Annotated in this window: 21 protein-coding genes; 17 read left to right on the top strand and 4 right to left on the bottom strand. The window is 64.2% G+C overall.

Features of this window, described 5'->3' with window-relative positions; all coding sequences use genetic code 11:
- The first annotated feature begins 112 nt into the window (after nucleotides 1–112).
- The 4 genes from trmB to AC6H0R_RS04140 all read left to right on the top strand — a co-directional run bounded on the left by trmB (nucleotide 113) and on the right by AC6H0R_RS04140 (nucleotide 2409).
- Nucleotides 113–856 carry a tRNA (guanine(46)-N(7))-methyltransferase TrmB gene (gene trmB / locus AC6H0R_RS04155; protein ID WP_497580077.1) on the top strand — a complete coding sequence of 248 codons (744 nt, stop codon included), beginning with the start codon at nucleotides 113–115 and terminating at the stop codon, nucleotides 854–856.
- Nucleotides 853–1551, top strand: a complete 699-nt coding sequence (locus AC6H0R_RS04150) for a UPF0149 family protein (RefSeq protein ID WP_497580076.1) — start codon at nucleotides 853–855, stop codon at nucleotides 1549–1551. The genes trmB and AC6H0R_RS04150 overlap by 4 nt, the downstream gene beginning before the upstream one ends.
- 1 nt (nucleotide 1552) lies before the next feature.
- The gene (locus AC6H0R_RS04145) at nucleotides 1553–1885 is read left to right on the top strand and encodes a YkgJ family cysteine cluster protein (protein WP_497580075.1); all 333 of its coding nucleotides are present in this window, start codon (nucleotides 1553–1555) and stop codon (nucleotides 1883–1885) included.
- A 164-nt stretch (nucleotides 1886–2049) separates the two neighbouring features.
- Complete coding sequence (locus tag AC6H0R_RS04140) at nucleotides 2050–2409, top strand: YkgJ family cysteine cluster protein (protein WP_497580074.1); 360 nt, start codon at nucleotides 2050–2052, stop codon at nucleotides 2407–2409.
- 23 nt (nucleotides 2410–2432) lie between these two features.
- On the opposite strand, the gene AC6H0R_RS04135 is transcribed toward AC6H0R_RS04140, so the two are convergent.
- Nucleotides 2433–3290: an ATP adenylyltransferase family protein gene (locus tag AC6H0R_RS04135; RefSeq protein ID WP_497580073.1), complete on the bottom strand. Its 858-nt coding sequence runs from the start codon at nucleotides 3288–3290 to the stop codon at nucleotides 2433–2435.
- A 27-nt stretch (nucleotides 3291–3317) separates the two neighbouring features.
- On the opposite strand from AC6H0R_RS04135, the gene AC6H0R_RS04130 reads away from it, so the two are divergent.
- On the top strand, nucleotides 3318–3533 hold the full coding sequence (locus tag AC6H0R_RS04130) for an RNA-binding S4 domain-containing protein (protein ID WP_497580072.1): 216 nt from the start codon (nucleotides 3318–3320) through the stop codon (nucleotides 3531–3533).
- A 16-nt stretch (nucleotides 3534–3549) separates the two neighbouring features.
- Here AC6H0R_RS04130 and radC read toward each other — a convergent pair whose 3' ends face one another.
- Nucleotides 3550–4227 (bottom strand): RadC family protein, encoded by a 678-nt coding sequence (gene radC, locus AC6H0R_RS04125; RefSeq protein ID WP_497580071.1) that lies wholly within the window; start codon nucleotides 4225–4227, stop codon nucleotides 3550–3552.
- Nucleotides 4228–4272: 45 nt separating this feature from the next.
- Here radC and coaBC point away from each other — a divergent pair, with 45 nt between their 5' ends.
- The 4 genes from coaBC (at nucleotide 4273) to AC6H0R_RS04105 (ending at nucleotide 7066) form a co-directional block, all read left to right on the top strand.
- The gene (coaBC, locus tag AC6H0R_RS04120) at nucleotides 4273–5466 is read left to right on the top strand and encodes a bifunctional phosphopantothenoylcysteine decarboxylase/phosphopantothenate--cysteine ligase CoaBC (protein WP_497580070.1); all 1194 of its coding nucleotides are present in this window, start codon (nucleotides 4273–4275) and stop codon (nucleotides 5464–5466) included.
- A gap of 12 nt (nucleotides 5467–5478) precedes the next feature.
- The gene (gene dut / locus AC6H0R_RS04115; RefSeq protein ID WP_497580069.1) at nucleotides 5479–5928 is read left to right on the top strand and encodes a dUTP diphosphatase; all 450 of its coding nucleotides are present in this window, start codon (nucleotides 5479–5481) and stop codon (nucleotides 5926–5928) included.
- Complete coding sequence (locus AC6H0R_RS04110) at nucleotides 5928–6356, top strand: NUDIX hydrolase (RefSeq protein WP_497580068.1); 429 nt, start codon at nucleotides 5928–5930, stop codon at nucleotides 6354–6356. Before dut ends, AC6H0R_RS04110 begins: the two co-directional genes overlap by 1 nt.
- Nucleotides 6357–6463: 107 nt before the next feature.
- Nucleotides 6464–7066, top strand: coding sequence for a c-type cytochrome (locus tag AC6H0R_RS04105; RefSeq protein WP_497580067.1), 603 nt, complete (start codon nucleotides 6464–6466; stop codon nucleotides 7064–7066).
- Nucleotides 7067–7129: 63 nt separating this feature from the next.
- Here AC6H0R_RS04105 and AC6H0R_RS04100 read toward each other — a convergent pair whose 3' ends face one another.
- On the bottom strand, nucleotides 7130–8491 hold the full coding sequence (locus tag AC6H0R_RS04100; RefSeq protein WP_497580066.1) for an FCSD flavin-binding domain-containing protein: 1362 nt from the start codon (nucleotides 8489–8491) through the stop codon (nucleotides 7130–7132).
- A 15-nt stretch (nucleotides 8492–8506) separates the two neighbouring features.
- Nucleotides 8507–8806, bottom strand: coding sequence for a c-type cytochrome (locus AC6H0R_RS04095; RefSeq protein WP_497580065.1), 300 nt, complete (start codon nucleotides 8804–8806; stop codon nucleotides 8507–8509).
- 203 nt (nucleotides 8807–9009) lie between these two features.
- Between AC6H0R_RS04095 and AC6H0R_RS04090 the strand changes: the two genes are divergently transcribed.
- From AC6H0R_RS04090 to soxB, 8 genes are all read left to right on the top strand, one after another.
- Complete coding sequence (locus AC6H0R_RS04090; protein ID WP_497572184.1) at nucleotides 9010–9369, top strand: ArsR/SmtB family transcription factor; 360 nt, start codon at nucleotides 9010–9012, stop codon at nucleotides 9367–9369.
- Between the two features lie 28 nt (nucleotides 9370–9397).
- Nucleotides 9398–10741, top strand: coding sequence for a sulfite dehydrogenase (soxC, locus tag AC6H0R_RS04085; protein WP_497580064.1), 1344 nt, complete (start codon nucleotides 9398–9400; stop codon nucleotides 10739–10741).
- Nucleotides 10725–11789, top strand: coding sequence for a c-type cytochrome (locus AC6H0R_RS04080; RefSeq protein ID WP_497580063.1), 1065 nt, complete (start codon nucleotides 10725–10727; stop codon nucleotides 11787–11789). Before soxC ends, AC6H0R_RS04080 begins: the two co-directional genes overlap by 17 nt.
- A gap of 28 nt (nucleotides 11790–11817) precedes the next feature.
- Nucleotides 11818–12282: a thiosulfate oxidation carrier protein SoxY gene (soxY, locus tag AC6H0R_RS04075; RefSeq protein WP_497580062.1), complete on the top strand. Its 465-nt coding sequence runs from the start codon at nucleotides 11818–11820 to the stop codon at nucleotides 12280–12282.
- Between the two features lie 27 nt (nucleotides 12283–12309).
- Nucleotides 12310–12621, top strand: coding sequence for a thiosulfate oxidation carrier complex protein SoxZ (soxZ, locus tag AC6H0R_RS04070; protein WP_497580061.1), 312 nt, complete (start codon nucleotides 12310–12312; stop codon nucleotides 12619–12621).
- 112 nt (nucleotides 12622–12733) lie between these two features.
- Nucleotides 12734–13537: a sulfur oxidation c-type cytochrome SoxA gene (soxA, locus tag AC6H0R_RS04065; RefSeq protein WP_497580060.1), complete on the top strand. Its 804-nt coding sequence runs from the start codon at nucleotides 12734–12736 to the stop codon at nucleotides 13535–13537.
- A gap of 12 nt (nucleotides 13538–13549) precedes the next feature.
- A complete protein-coding gene (gene soxX, locus AC6H0R_RS04060; RefSeq protein WP_497580059.1) occupies nucleotides 13550–14155 on the top strand; it encodes a sulfur oxidation c-type cytochrome SoxX in 606 nt (201 codons plus the stop codon).
- Nucleotides 14156–14256: 101 nt separating this feature from the next.
- On the top strand, nucleotides 14257–15978 hold the full coding sequence (gene soxB / locus AC6H0R_RS04055; RefSeq protein WP_497580058.1) for a thiosulfohydrolase SoxB: 1722 nt from the start codon (nucleotides 14257–14259) through the stop codon (nucleotides 15976–15978).
- The last annotated feature ends 297 nt before the right edge of the window (nucleotides 15979–16275 follow it).

The following is a 16275-nucleotide window of genomic DNA, read 5'->3' as shown; positions in this document are numbered from 1 at the left end:
TCGAGCGGCAGGCGGATGTGGCCGGCCTGATTGCGAGAAGTCGCGCATTATCGGCCAACTCGGAAGGCAAAGCAAGAGATAATGCCGGCTACCGCATGAGAATACGCTCCGGATGTCCTACGCCAATTCCCGTATCCCGCTCAGTGCCCAGCAGGGCGTGCACGAAAACCTTGCCGCGCGCGTCGAGCGCTATCTGCGTGAGCCGTTCCGCAAGCCGGTAGCGTCGTACAACCGCGAGGCCTTTGAGCGCAGTCTTGAAGCCTGGGACACGCGCGCGCCGCTCATCCTGGACGCCGGTTGTGGCGTGGGTCACAGCACCATCGAGCTGGCCCGCCGTCATCCCGGGCATTTCGTGATTGGTGTGGATCAGTCGGAAGATCGGCTGTCGCGCCGCAAGCCCTATCCGCAATCCATGTGGCCGCAGAACATGGTCTTTGCGCGTGCAGACTTGGTGGATTACTGGCGTCTGCTGTTCGATGCAGGCTTGCGTCTGGCGCAACATTACGTGCTGTATCCCAATCCATGGCCGAAGATCGGCCATGTGGGCCGACGCTGGCATGGTCATCCGGTGTTTCCGTGGGTTCTGGCCCTGGGCGGTACGCTGGAATGCCGCACGAACTGGCTGGTGTACGCCGAGGAGTTTGCCTGGGCGGCAGGTCATGCACTGGAGCGCGTGGTTCCGGTGGAAAGCTTTGTGGCCGACGTGCCGTTGACGCCGTTCGAGCGCAAGTATCGTGATTCCGGCCAGCCGCTGTACCGCGTTGCGACGACGCTTGATGAGCTTGAAGCGCCCGCCCGGCTTGCGCTTTGGGCCTCGATGGCGCAGTCTCGGGCCAACCACGGAGAACGCCGATGACAGACGAGACCCCGAATCCGCACGAACTGAGCGACGACGAGTTCGATGCCCTCGAGGAAATCCTGACCTCGGATGCAGTCCCCGAAGACTGCATGAATCTGGAAATGCTCGACGGCTATCTCGCGGCGGTTGTCATCTCGCCCGTGCCGCTCGAAGCGGCTGACTGGATGCCGGCGGTGTGGAGTGCGCACGCGGACGCCTCGTTTGCCTTCGGCGGCGGCATGCAGCAGGCCATCCGGCTGGTGCTGCGCTATTACAACGAACTGCTCACCACCATAGGTGCCCCCGAAGGCTGGGAGCCATTCTGCTACGCCGGCTCTAGCGCCGATGATCTGGCGGTGGGTGAGGAGTGGATCGAGGGATTCCTGCAGGGGCTGGAGCTGTGGCCTGCGGATTGGGCGGGCCTGGTCCCGCATCAGGACGCAGAGATCGTCACCGAGACGCTGCAGTCGGTCATCCGGCCGTGGGAGTCTGCCGACGAAGAGGTGCCCGACAGTACCCGACTCGAATGGCTGACGGACGCCTGCGACGCGGTGATGGAAATCCGGTCGCGCTGGTTCGAGCTTGCGTTGCCGCAGCCCGAGCCGGTGGCCACCGACATGTCCGTGGTGACCGCGACGGGGCCTGGTCGCAACGAGGTGTGTCCTTGCGGCAGCGGCAAAAAGTTCAAGAAGTGCTGCGGCGCTGCTGCGTGACATGATCGACCATTGCAGCGCCTGTGGTGCCTGCTGCGCGGCTTTGCGCGTTGACTTCCATGTGTCCGAACTGGCCAGCCACGCCGAGGGTGGTGTGCCGGATGCGTTGGCCGTCCCTGTCACCGAGCGGATCTGGCGCATGCGTGGTACGGATACCGCAATGCCGCGTTGCTGCGCGCTCGAAGGCGAAGTGGGTGTGGCGGTGCGTTGCACCATTTACGCCTCCCGCCCCGGGCCGTGCCGCGACTTCGCGCCCTATGCCACCTTGGGTATTGGCGAGGCGGGCTGCGACGACGCCCGTCGTCGGCATGGGCTGGCGCCGCTTGCACGCTGAATGTATTTGTCCGCAACTATCTGATCCGGCTTCAAAAACTTCTTGCTGTGGGCGGCCGAAACGCTAGAATTCGCGCGCCGCATCCAGGCCGCTCCGGCCGAGGTCATCATTGCGGTGGTTCCACCCGTCCGGGGGGGCCGGCGCGACCTGTGCATTCGGCGGACATGAGCGACTACAACCCCTGCATGACCTGTGGCATCTGCTGCACGCATTTCCGCATCTCGTTCTACTGGGCCGAGGGGGATGACGCGCCGGGTGGTTGCGTGCCGACCGACATGACCGAAAAGCTCAACGAGCACATGCGCTGCATGAAAGGCAGCAACAGCGTGCCGCGTCGCTGCAGTGCGCTGGCGGGCGAGGTGGGCAGCAGCGTGATGTGCACGATCTATGAGAACCGCCCCACGCCGTGTCGCGAGTTTCCGGTGTATTTCGAGGACGGTACGCCGAATCCCAAGTGCGACGAACTGCGCGCCACCATCGGCCTGCCGCCGCTGCCGGTATTTGATCTGCCGCACGCGGCGTAGGCCGGGCGTCGCGCCCGCCCGGATCAGCTAGCTACTGCCGACAGCATCGCCAGTGGCCCGACCGCACGCACCTGGTCGATGTCTTCGCGTTTTCGCACGAACATCGAGCCTGCAAATCCCAGGGCGTTGATCGAGATGCCGTTGCAGCGTTCCGTGCGGCGCGGCACGACCAGCATCCATTCGTCGTTGGCCAGCAGGTTGTAGGGCGGCATGTGGCCATTGCGGGGGCGCAGTCCACACAGCTCAGCGCCCCGCGCAAAGGCTTCGTTCAGTTCGTTCCCGCGGGTGCCGGGGCTGAGCCGGATGAAAGCGTGGCACCAGTTGAGCAGCGGGTGACGCACCACGGTCAGCGGCGGCATGCCGACGGCCAGAGCCGCCGTCATGCTGCGCAGGCAGTCGCTCTGAGGAGATTCCGGAATCCACTGCAGATGCTTGTGGCGCTGGCTGGCGCCGGCCTCTTCGCCGCCGTTGTAGAAGCCCAGGCCACCCAGCGCCTGCATGACGGCTGCGAGTGCGTCGAAGTCGGCGCGGCTCAGCGGGGTGGTCTGGTCTTCGTATGCGCGCGTGACGATCAGCAGATGCCGTTCGATGACCGGAAATTTGTTCAGCACCAGAAGGTGCTGTGCGCCTGCCGCACCAATGGTCAGCGCCGGCTCTGGCGGCAGGAACGGGTTGGTCGGCGTGGCGCTGGCAACCGGCTTGCGCGCGGCATCCTTGGTCGCGAGGGTCGAGGCCCAGCGCACCAGAAAGCGGATGCCGCAGTCGTCGATGAAGGTCTGCTCGGTGCGGATCGTGTGAAGGGCGCCGGACGTTCCGGCCTGCGCGATGGCAGCGTCAATCGTCGCGAGGTCGGGCAAGGTGTCCGCTTGGTGTAGGCTCATGCACGGAATTCTAAAGGGGACCACAAGGTGAGCGCGACATTCGCTGTAAAGGGTGATCACATCCAGCTCGATCAGTTGCTCAAGGCCGTTGGCTGGGTGAGCAGTGGCGGGGAAGCGCATGCTGCGGTCGAGGCGGGGCGTGTGCGGGTCGACGGCAAGGTCGAGTCGCGCAAGCGGGCCAAGCTGCGCGTCGGCCAGAAAGTGGCCTTGGGCGGCGACACGCTGGAACTGGTGGCGGAGTAAGCGCGCTGTTTGCCGCCTACACCAGCCCGCGCTCGGCAAACGACACCGGGTCGGCGTGGGCGGTCACCACGAAGTGGTCAAGCACGCGCACGTCGACCAGATCCAGCGCGTGCTTGAGCGTGCGTGTCAGCGTTTCGTCGGCGGTGCTCGGCTCGCGTGCGCCGGACGGATGGTTGTGGGCAAAGATCACCGCCGCGGCGTTGTGCGCCAGCGCCAGCTTGACGACTTCGCGCGGGTAGACGCTGGTCTGCGTGAGCGTGCCCCGAAACAGTTCGACCGCCGCGATCAGGCTGTTGCGCGCGTCGAGCAGCAGCACCATGAACACTTCATGCGGCAGGGCGCCGATCTTCAGGCGCAGCCAGTCGCGCACGGCGCGCGGCGAATCGAACAGGTCACGATCGTTCATCTGCTCGGCCAGCGCCCGGCGCGCCAGTTCCATCACGGCTTGCAGTTGGGCATACTTGGCCGTTCCCATGCCCGGGACGGCCGAAAACTCGGCTGCAGAGGCGGCGCATAGCCGGGTCAGCGAGCCGAAGCGCGTGATCAGATCGCGCGCCAGATCGACTGCGCTCATGCCGCGCATGCCGACGCGCAGAAAGACCGCCAACAGTTCGGCGTCGGACAGCGCAGCTGCACCGCGTGCGAGCAGCTTCTCGCGTGGACGTTCGTCTTCGGGCCAGTCGGTGATCGCCATGGTGCGACTCCGTTTTGATGACGTTTGAATGGTAATGCATCTGACATGAGCGAGCTCGCGGGACGCAAGATTGTGGTAGGCGTGACCGGTGGCGTGGCCGCCTACAAGTCGGCCGAACTGGTACGCCTGCTGGTCAAGGCCGGCGCCGACGTGCATGTGGTGCTGACAGAGGGCGGCGCGCGCTTCGTCACCGCGGTGACCTTCCAGGCGCTGTCGGGCAATCCGGTGTGGACCGATCTGTGGGATCCGCGCATGGCCAACAACATGGCGCACATTGACCTGTCGCGCGACGCCGACGCCATTCTCGTCGCGCCGGCCACGGCCGACGTGATCGCCAAGCTGGTGCAGGGGCGGGCCGATGACCTGCTCACCACGCTGTGCCTCGCGCGCGACTGCCCGCTGCTGGTTGCGCCAGCCATGAACCGCCAGATGTGGGAGCACCCGGCCACGCGCCGCAACGTCGCGCAGTTGCGCGAGGACGGCGCCGTGGTGCTCGGCCCCGCCGCCGGAGAGCAGGCCTGTGGGGAAGTCGGCCTCGGGCGCATGCTCGAAGCCGAAGAACTGTTCGAGCACCTGTGGGCCTTCTTCAGCCCCAAACAGCTCGCCGGGCGCAAGGTGGTGCTCACCGCCGGGCCGACCTTCGAGGCCATCGATCCGGTGCGCGGCATCACCAATTCCAGTTCCGGCAAGATGGGTTTCGCGTTGGCGCAGGCCTGCCAGCGGGCCGGTGCCGAGGTGGTGCTGGTGGCCGGACCGACTGCGCTGACCACGCCACTCGGCGTACATCGCGTGAATGTGCGCAGTGCGCTGGAAATGCGCGAGGCGGTCGCCGGTGCCTTGTCGGGCGCGAGCGTGTTCATTGGCGTTGCCGCGGTGGCCGACTACCGGCCGGAGAATGCCGCAGAGCACAAGATCAAGAAATCGGGAGAGGTACGCAGCATCACGCTGGTGCCGAACCCGGATATCCTCGCCGAAGTCGCCGCGCGTCCCGATGCGCCGTTGTGCGTGGGCTTTGCCGCCGAGAGCCGCGAGCTGGACCGCTACGCCGAAGGCAAGCGTGTGGCCAAGAAGCTCGATCTCGTGGTCGGTAACCTCGTGCAGGACGGGCTGGGTGCCGACGACAACGTGGTCACGCTGTACGACGCGACCGGTGCGCACCCGTTGCCGCGCGCCCCGAAAGACACCATTGCCCGCCAGATCATCGACCACCTTGCGCCCATGCTTGCGGCGCGCCGCTGAACGGAATCCGCCATGCCCCAGATCGACGTCCGCATCCTTGATGAGCGCCTGCGCGCCAGCCCTCCCGCCTATGCCACGGCCGGCTCGGCCGGTCTCGACCTGCGCGCCTGCATTGACGCGCCGATCGAACTGCATCCGGGCGAGACTTCACTGGTACCCAGCGGCATTGCCATCCATCTGGCCGACGCCGGCACGGCGGCCATGGTGTTGCCGCGCTCGGGGCTGGGGCACAAGCACGGCATCGTGCTGGGCAATCTGGTGGGGCTGATCGATTCGGACTACCAGGGCCAGATCTTCGTGTCGGTGTGGAACCGCGGACACGCCAGCTTCACCATCCAGCCCATGGAGCGCATTGCCCAGCTGGTGGTCGTGCCGGTGCTGCAGGTGGGTTTCAATTTTGTTGAAAGCTTCGATGCCAGCGAGCGCGGCGAGGGTGGATTCGGCAGTACCGGAAAGGCCTGATGGCGGGGCATGCCGGCATCCCGACCGGGGTGCATGTACTGCTTGAGCGCGACGGCCGGGTGTTGCTGATGCGGCGCGCCGGAACCGGCTTCTTTGACGGCCTGTGGTGCTTGCCCGGCGGGCACGTCGAAGACGGTGAATCGTTGCGCAGCGCGGCCTGTCGCGAGGTGGCCGAGGAGCTGGGTATCGTGCTGGCGGACGAAGCGCTGCACATGTTAGGCGTCGTGCACCGCAAGTCCGACACCAATCGTATCGACTTCTTCCTGCGCGCTTCGCACTGGCACGGCGAGCCTGTCATCGCCGAGCCGGAGAAATGCGACGCGCTGGCCTGGCATGCGCGCGATGCGCTGCCCGAGGCCACCGTGCCTTATGTCCGTGCAGCCCTGATGCAACGGACGCCTCCGTGGATCATCGAGCACGGTTGGTGAACAGGCGTTCTTGCTGCATCAGAATTGTCTGATATTCTTCGCGCTGTTCTGCTACGCAGGCCGCCGCAGAGTGGTCGGGCCGTGTTCAGGCGTGAAGAGGAGGGGCGATGGGCAGCAAGCAGATGCGTATGGCTGTGATGGCGTTTGCGTCGGCGGGCGCGGTATATGCGGCCGAACCGCCCGCAGTGGATCTGGCGCGTGCCGAGAGCATTCACACGGGCAGCTGTTTCATGTGCCATGGTCCGAACGGTGAGAGTTCGACCAAGCTGTTTCCGCGACTGGCCGGCCAGCACTATCAGTACATCGTGCGGCAACTCGAGGCGTTCAAGAGCGGCACGCGCAAGAGCAGCATGATGCAGGGCGCCGTGGCCGAGCTGAACGAACAGGACATGCTCGCGCTGGGAGTCTTCTTCGAGAAGAAGCCGACCACCGGAAACGTCACCGACGACCCGGGCCTGCTTGAAGTCGGGCGCTTCATCTACACCCGTGGCAACGAATATTCCGGTGTGCCGTCCTGCGCCAGCTGCCATGGCCTGGACGGCCACGGCAGCGCCCAGATGCCGAGGCTGGCCAGCCAGATTCCGCGCTACATCGAGAATCGCCTGAAGGCCTTCGCGGCAGGGGGCGATCCCGTCATGGCAAGCATTGCCGGCAAGCTGACCGCGCTGGAAATCAAGGCCGTGGCGGTGTACGTCAGTTCGCTCGACTGAGCAGGCAAGCAATGAAAAAGGGGCGCCTTGCGGCGCCCCTTTGCGTTGCCGGGTGCGGAATGATCAGGCCAGCATGTCGGCCCAGATGTTTTGCGCCCAGGACATGGCGTGGCGGCCTTCGAGCTTGCTTGCCGCCGCCGACACCCCGCCCGAGCCCGGCACCGCCAGCAGGGTGCCCTTCTCGGCGTTCCACTGGTGCACCGAGGCGACGTGCACTACGTTTTCGCTGTCGACGAAGCTGTAGCAGGTGTTCATCACCACCGGCGACGGATTGGGCTCGCGGCCGGCCAGCATTTCGATGATTGCAGCGGCCGCAACCTTGGCGTGCTGGTTGGCCATGTGGCCGGATTTGGGCATGGCCGGGGCCGACAGCGTGGCGTCACCGAGCACATGCACACCCGGCAGGCCTTTGACTTCCAGGGTGCGGAAATCGACATCCACCCAGCGGTCGTTGGCCAGGTCGACGCCGAGGAAGTCGGCGAGCCGTCCGGCGCGCATCGGCGGGATGACGTTGAGCACATCCGCCTTGACGTTGCCGAACTCCAGCTCCGCGGTGCGGGCGGCGGCGTTGACCGACATCAGGCGGCTGTTCGGCTGGTAGTCGATCATGCCCTTGTAGTGGTCTTCCCAGGCCTTCATGAACAGGCCTTTCTTGGAGGTGATGTCCGGGTTGGCGTCGAGCACCAGCACCTTGGACTTGGGTTTGTGCTGCTTGAAGTAGTTGGCGACCATGCAGGCCCGCTCGTACGGTCCCGGCGGGCAGCGGTAGGGTGCCTGCGGGATGTGCATGGCGTACACCCCGCCGTCGGGCATGGCTTCGAGCTGACGGCGCAGCAGCACTGTCTGCGGCCCGGCCTTCCAGGCGTGCGGCACGAGGTGTTCGTTGCCGGTCAGGCCGGCAACGCGGTCGGGCATGAAATCCACGCCCGGTGACAGCACGAGCCTGTCGTAGCCTAGCGTCGCGCCACGGCCCAGGCGAACCTGGCGGCGGGCAACGTCGATGCCGATGACTTCGTCGGTGATCACTTCCACGCCCCACTTGCTGCGCAGGTTGTCATAGCTGACCGTGATGTCTTCGAGCTGCTTGATGCCGCCGATGACCAGGTTGGAGATCGGGCACGACGTGAACTGCGTGTTGCGCTCGACCAGCGTGACCTTGACTGTCTCGTTGCTCCACATGCGGATGTACTTGGCTGCCGTGGCGCCGCCATAGCCGCCGCCGACGATGACGACATGGCCGCCGGCCTTGACCGGGGCCGGTGCAGCAGCGGGCGCAGCGGCCGGTTTGGGCTCGTCCTTCTTGCCCAGATCGCGCAGCAGGTTGCGACCGGCCTCAAGCAGGTCGTTGGCCTGTGCCGTGCCGAAGGCCGCGGTGCCGGCAGTGAAGGCTCCGGCCGTTTTCAGGAACTTGCGTCGATTGACCATGTTCGTGTCCCCCGCTTACTTCTGCGCCGCGAAATAGTCCGCGACCAGCTTGAGTTGATCTTCGGTGTAGCCCTTGGCGATCTGATGCATGATCGTCGCCGGGCGGTCGCCGTCGCGGAATTCCTGCAGCTTCTGCAGGATGTTGGCGGCCGGCACGCCCGCCAGCGCGTCGGAACCGCCGACGCTGTGGCCGTTGGTGCCGTGGCAGTTGGCACAGGTCGCGGCCAGGTCGCGTGCCGAGTTCGGATACTCGGCGGATGCCATGCCGGACATGCCGACCAGGCAGCTTGCCGCAATGATGAGTCGGGCTTTCATGGGGGTGTCTCCTCCTTGCTACGTGGCTCAAAGCGGTCGATCCCGCGCTGGCGTTTGCGTTTGGCGGGGTGGCCTAGTGTTGCACCTTGAAACTTACACCGCACGGTCGGAAAAAAGAACGTCCCGAGTGGAACTTTTCCGTTGACCATATGAGTGCATGCTCATATAGTCGTATAAACATGCTGCATGTAAGGATAAACAGAATGGATGAGCTCTCAAAAGTCTTTGAAAGCGTGGCTGATTATTTCGGCCTGCTGTCCGAGCCGGCGCGGCTGCGCATCCTCCACGCCTTGTGCGATGCCGAGTTGCCGGTCAACGACATTGTCGAGCGCACCGAGCTGACGCAGGCCAATACCTCGCGCCACCTGAACATGCTTTACCGCGCGCGCATTGTGGATCGGCGGCGCGAAGGCAGTCAGGTCTTCTACTGGATCTGCGACGCCAACTTCAAGGACATGTGCCGCACGGTGTGCGTGACCATCGCGGCGCGCAGCGACGTTGATCAGCCGCGTCGTGCAACGCTGCGGCGTCTGGAAGAAGAATTGGCCGGCAAGGCCGAATGAACTGTCCGTACCACTGGAGATGCAAGGAATGACACACCCAGAGTTCCGGCCCGGCCGTATTCGCCCGGCTCCGGAGAATTTTCTGAGCGGGGAGCAGATCAAGGAGGTTGCGGCCGGGCGTCGTGACTTCCTGCGCAATGCCTTTCTCGCCGCCGGTGCCGCCATGGCTGCGCCGGTCGCCATGGCAACCGCCAGCAAGAGCGCCGGTGACCCGGCGATCCTGAATCTGCCGGAGTGGTCCACCACACTGGGTCAGCCGGTGGCTACCAACCCGTACGGCATGCCTTCGAAGTACGAGGCGGGTCTGGTACGCCGCGAAAGCCCCGGTCTGACGCGCGTACCGGGTTCCTCGGTGAGCTTTGCGCCGCTGCAGGGGCTGTTCGGCATCATCACGCCGTCCGGCCTGCACTTTGAGCGCCACCACCAGGGCTGGCATGACGTTGACCCCAACCGTCACCGTCTGATGATCAACGGCATGGTCAAGACCGAGGCGGTCTACACCATGGACGACCTGATGCGTCTGCCGTCGGTGTCGCGCATCCACTTCATCGAGTGCGGCGCCAACACCGGCATGGAATGGGGCAACGTGGCCGTGCCGACGGTGCAGTACAGCCACGGCATGCTGTCCTGTTCGGAATTCACCGGCGTGCCGCTCAAGCTGATCCTCGACATGTGCGGCGCGGACTACAAGAAGGGCCGATACATCCTCGCCGAGGGGGCCGACGGTTCGTCGATGACGCGCACCATCCCGATGGAGATGGTCGAGTCCGGCGAGGTGCTGGTGGCCTACGGCATGAACGGCGAGATGATGCGCCCCGAGAACGGCTACCCGCTGCGACTCGTGGTGCCGGGCGTGCAGGGCGTGAGCTGGGTCAAGTGGCTGCGCCGCATCGAAGTAGGCGACATGCCGTGGGGCGCCAAGGACGAGGCGGTGCACTACATTGACATGATGCCGGGTGGTCTGCACCGCCAATACACGTCGGTGCAGGAGTGCAAGTCGGTGATCACCAGCCCCTCGGGGGGCCAGATCCTGCTGGACAAGGGTTTCCACAACATCACCGGTCTGGCGTGGTCCGGCCGCGGTAAGGTCACGCGCGTCGATGTGTCGGTCGACGGCGGCATCAACTGGATGCCGGCGCGCATCGAGGGCCCGGTGCAGAGCAAGGCGCTGACGCGCTTCAACTGCGACTGGGTGTGGGACGGCAAGCCCTACATCCTGCAATCGCGCGCGGTCGACGAAACCGGCTACGTGCAACCGAGCTACGGCCAGTTGCGCAAGGTGCGTGGCTCGTCGTCGATCTATCACAACAACGCCATCCAGTCGTGGAAGGTTTCGGAATCGGGCGAGGTGGGCAATGTCCAGGTACTTTAAGACGCTCATCGCGCTGTCGCTGGCCGCAGGGGTGAGCTCGGCGGTGGCTTTCGAGGGCTATCCCGGTATCGGTCGTACGGCCACGCCGGCAGAGGTGCAGGCCTGGGACATCGACGTGCGTCCCGACTTCAAGGGACTGCCTGCCGGCAAAGGCACGGCGGCCGATGGTGAGGTGCTGTGGGAGGCCCAGTGCGCCTCGTGTCACGGCATTTTCGGTGAGTCCAACGAGGTGTTCACGCCGCTGGTCGGCGGCACCACGCAGGACGATATCAAGACCGGGCGTGTGCGAGCGTTGGCCGAAGGCGGCTTCCCGCAGCGCACGACGATGATGAAAGTGCCGACCATCACGACCCTGTTCGACTATATTCGTCGCGCCATGCCATGGACCGCGCCGAAGTCGCTGTCCGACGACGACGTGTATGCGCTGCTGGCCTACATGCTGAACTTGGCCGAAGTGATTCCCTTCGACTACGAGTTGAATGAACAGACCATCCGTGAAGTGCAGCAGCGCATGCCCAACCGCAACGGCATGACCACCGACCACGGCATGTGGCCGGGGGCGTCTGCGGCGCAGGGTGGCCTCGGCAACGGGGGAATCCCTGATGTACAGAACGTCGCGTGCATGACTAACTGCAAGAACAAGGTCGAGCTGGTGTCGGCGCTGCCCGAGCATGCGCGCGATGCGCACGGTAACCTTGCGGATCAGAATCGTGTGGTCGGTCCGGTGCGCGGTCAGCAGACGATGGAGCCGGCGGCCAAGCCCGCAGCGGCCGCGCCGGCGGACGACGGTCAGGGCTATGCTGCAGCCAAGGCCAAGGGTTGCCTCGCCTGTCACGGTGTGGACAAGCGTATCGTCGGGCCGAGCCTCAAGGATGTGGTCGCAAAGCATCGCGACCGGGCCGACGCGGCGGCGTATCTTGCAGACAAGATTCGGAAAGGTGGAATGGGCGTATGGGGACCCGTCCCCATGCCGCCGCAGGGCCACGTGACGGACGAGGAAGTCGAGGCGATCGTCAAGTGGTTGTTGTCAGGCGCCAAGGCGCAGTAAATCAAGCTTCACTCAGAGGAGAGACGGGATGAATCATCAACGCAGGGATGCCCTCAAGACCGGGGGTGGACTGGGAATCTTCGGCATGCTGGTGGCCGCGGGTCTGGTCAAGCCGGGTAGCGCGCTGGCGCGCGACCAGAAGGTGTTCGACGCCAAGTCCATCGACGAGGCTTTTGCCGCGCTCGGCGCAGGCAAGCCGGAAGCGAGCGACCAGGTGCAGATCGTGGCGCCGGACATCGCCGAGAACGGCGCGGTGGTACCGGTGGGCGTGAGCAGCGCGCTGCCGGGCACCGAGTCGGTTTCGATCATGGTCGAGAAGAACCCGAACATGGTTGCGGCCAACTTCATGCTGCCCGAAGGCACGATGGGCGAGGTGCAGACGCGCATCAAGATGGGTCAGACCTCGGACGTGTATGCCGTCGTGAAAGCGAACGGCAAGTACTACATGGCCAAGAAGGAAATCAAGGTCACCCTCGGCGGCTGCGGCGGCTAAGCGTTTCACGAACACAAGGAGATCAACATGGCAGGACCCATGCGTATTCGCGCCGCCACTGCGGACGGCGTCACCGAAGTTCGAGTGCTGATGTCGCACCCGATGGAAACCGGTCAGCGTCGCGGTGGCGACGGACAGCCGATTCCGGCCCACTACATCACCGAGCTGACCGCCAAGCACAACGACAAGGTCGTGCTCAATGCGGAGATGGGCCCGTCGGTGTCGACCAACCCCTATCTGTCGTTCAAGTTCAAGGGCGGCGCTTCGGGCGATACCGTCGAAGTGAGCTGGAAGGACAACAAGGGTGAGTCGCGTACCGACAAGGTGCAGATTCGCTGATGCCGGTCGGCGCCGGGCAGATGGAGGCTGGCGAACCTGTTTCGCCGTCAAAGCAGCCCGGTCACCGCAAGGCATTGCAATGCACTACCAGCATTAACCCGGAGGAGAGACGATGAATAAAAGCATAGTCACAGCGGCCGTTGCCGCCGCGATCGCAGGGGGGTCGTCCGGAGCATTTGCGGACAATACCGCCGCAGCGCTTGAGCAGTATCGCCAGATGATCCAGGACAGCAACCCGGCCGAGTTGTATGAAATGGCCGGCGAAGAGCTGTGGGTTACGCCGCGTGGCCCCAAGAACGCCACGCTCGAGCAGTGTGACCTGGGCCTTGGTCCCGGCGTGGTGGCAGGTGCCTACGCCCAGATGCCGCGCTATTTCCAGGATACCGGTCGCGTGCAGGATCTGGAGTCGCGCCTGATGACCTGTATCGAGACGCTGCAGGGCATTCCGTCAGCGGAAATCATCAATGGCAAGTTCCGTCAGGGCGAGCGTGGCAAGGTGGCCGAGCTGGTGGCCTACGTGGTCGGCCAGTCGCGCGGTGACACCATCAAGGTGGATCTCGATCATCCCAAGATGAAGGAGATGTTCGAGCTGGGCCAGCAGACCTTCTGGTATCGCTCGGGCCCGATGGATTTCGCCTGCGCGACGTGCCACTCGAGCGACGGTGAGCGGATCCGCATGCAGGATCTGCCCAACCTGACCAAGCACGAAGGTGCTGCGGCAGGCTGGGGTTCGTGGCCGGCGTATCGTGTGTCCAACTCGCAGTTCTGGACCATGCAGCACCGCCTGAATGACTGCTACCGTCAGCAGCGCACGGCCGAGCCGATCTACGGTTCGGACGTCACCATCGCGCTGTCCGTCTACATGGCCGGCACGGCCAACGGCGGCAAGATGAACGCACCCGCCGCCAAGCGCTGAGGAGGAACGGCCATGAAGAAAATGCTGATGATTGCGCCTCTGGCGCTGTGCGCCGGACTGGTGTTCGCCGACAACCACGGCGGCGACAAGATGCAGAAGATGATCCAGGAGTCGTTCAAGGCCACCGGCCAGGCGACCATGGATCGCATGAAGCAGGACGAGGTCCAGAAAGCCTGCTCCGACCCGGATGCGCTCAGCGACGCGCGTGCGCGTGAGCTGGAAGCGGCCGAGATGAAGACCATCAAATGGCCTTCTGACGGTAACTACTGGCAAGGCGGCAACTGGAAGGAAGGGTACAAGATCGCGTTCAGCGGTCGCGGCCTGACCTGGTCGGACAAGCCGGATTCCGCGGTTGGTGGCGGTTGCTACAACTGCCATGGTCTGGACCCGGCCGAGATGTCCTACGGCACGATCGGTCCCAATCTGCAGGGCTACGCCAAGGTTCGCGGTCGTTCCGACGAGATCGTGAAGTACACCTGGGGCAAGCTGTACAACTCGAAGGCCTACAACGCGTGCAGCGACATGCCGCGTAATGGTTACGGCGGCATCCTCACCGAAGAGCAGATCCGCCACGTGATGGCGTATCTCTTCGATCCGGAGTCTCCGGTCAACAAGTAAGCCCAGCACCATGGCCCGCGGCGCAGGCCGCGGGCTTTTTTTGCCTTGATGCTTCGAGCTGGTCTGTTCAAGGCATTGATATAAAACGAAAAGGTTACGCCATGTCGATGAACCGTCGTGAATTCATGCAGCTCCTTGCGGTCGCTGCAGCGGGCGGAATGACGCTCTCCAGCGACTTCGCGCGCGCCGCGAAGTCCGCCGAGGCGCTGTACGATCTGCCGCCCTTCGGCAATGTCAGTCTGCTTCATATCACCGACTGCCATGCCCAGTTGATGCCGATCTACTTCCGCGAACCCAGCGTCAACCTCGGCGTTGCCGACATGCTTGGCCAGCCGCCGCACATGGTCGGTGACGCGCTGCTCAAACACTATGGTTACCAGCCCGGCAGCATCGAGGCGCACGCCTTTACCTATCTGAACTTTACCGAGGCTGCCCGCAACTACGGCAAGGTTGGCGGCTTCGCGCATCTGGCCACGCTGGTCAAACGCATCAAGGCTAGCCGCCCCGGCTCATTGCTGCTCGACGGCGGCGACACCTGGCAGGGGTCCGGCACCGCGCTGTGGACCAATGGCCAGGACATGGTCGACGCCTGCAAGCTGCTTGGCGTGGATGTCATGACCCTGCATTGGGAGAGCACGCTGGGCGCCGATCGCGTCAAGGAAATCGAGGAGAAGGATTTCGCCGGACACATCGACATCGTCGCGCAGAACGTCAAGACCACCGATTTCGAAGACCCCGTTTTCAAGCCCTACGTCATCAAGAACATCAACGGCATTCCGGTCGCCATTGTCGGCCAGGCCTTCCCGTACACGCCGGTGGCCAACCCGCGCTGGCTGACGCCGGACTGGACTTTCGGCATTCGTGACAACGAGATGCAGGAGGCGGTCAACGCCGCTGGCGCAGAGGGCGCGCAGGTCGTCGTCGTGCTGTCGCATAACGGCATGGATGTGGACATCAAGATGGCCAGCCGCGTGACCGGCATCGACGCCATCTTCGGCGGTCACACGCACGATGGCGTGCCGGCGCCAACCGTGGTCGAGAATGCCGGCGGCAAGACGCTGGTGACCAACGCCGGCTCCAACAGCAAGTTTCTCGGCGTCATGGATTTCGACGTGCGCGACGGCAAGGTGCGCGACTTCCGCTACAAGCTGCTGCCAGTGTTCTCCGAGCTGCTGCCGGCCGATCCCGAGATGCAGGCGCTGATCGACAAGGTGCGTGCGCCGTACATGGACACGCTGTCCGAAAAGCTCGCCGTCACCGAAGGCCTGCTGTATCGGCGCGGCAACTTCAATGGTTCATGGGACCAGTTGCTGGTCGATGCGCTGATGGCCGAGATGGATGCCGAGATCGCGTTTTCGCCAGGCTTCCGCTGGGGTACTTCGCTGCTGCCGGGTGACACCATCACGATGGAGCACCTGCTCGATCAGACGGCCATTACCTATCCCTGGACTACGGTCACGAACATGAGCGGCGAAATGATCAAGACCGTGCTCGAAGACGTTTGCGACAACCTCTTCAACCCTGATCCGTATTACCAGCAGGGTGGCGACATGGTGCGCGTCGGCGGTTTGCAGTACGCCTGTGATCCGACCGCCGGCATGGGCAAGCGCATCAGCGACATGATGCTGAACGGCAAACCCATTGACCCCGCCAGAACGTACAAGGTCGCCGGCTGGGCGCCGGTGTCGGAAGCGGCGCGTGATTCCGGCCCCCCGGTGTGGGACGTTGTCAGCCGCTACCTGCGTGACCGCAAGGTCATCCGTCAGGTCGATATCAACATGCCGAAACTCAAGGGCATGGACGGTAACCCCGGTCTGGCCTGATCTCCCGCCGGCCTCTGGTCGGCATGTTCTCTCCGGGCGGGCTGCTGCACTTCAGAGTGCGGCGGCCCGTTTTTCATTAACGCTCAAGCGTCGGGCGCAGGGCGCTTCCGGAAGTAGGGATGAAAGTCGCCGATGCGTTCGCGTGGATCCTCGCTTCGCCGGCCCTCACGTGCAGCTGGAAACGGAGTCATTTGAAGGTCTATGGCCGAAGCCATCCCGCGGCCTCGAGTCAAGTCTTATATCTTTTATATGCTATAATTTTTCATATCGTGAAAGCCGGTTTTACTGCTGGCGTTC

The sequence above is a fragment of the Pseudazoarcus sp. NS36 genome (genome assembly GCF_059703705.1).
This window is presented reverse-complemented; position numbering and strand designations above follow the sequence as displayed.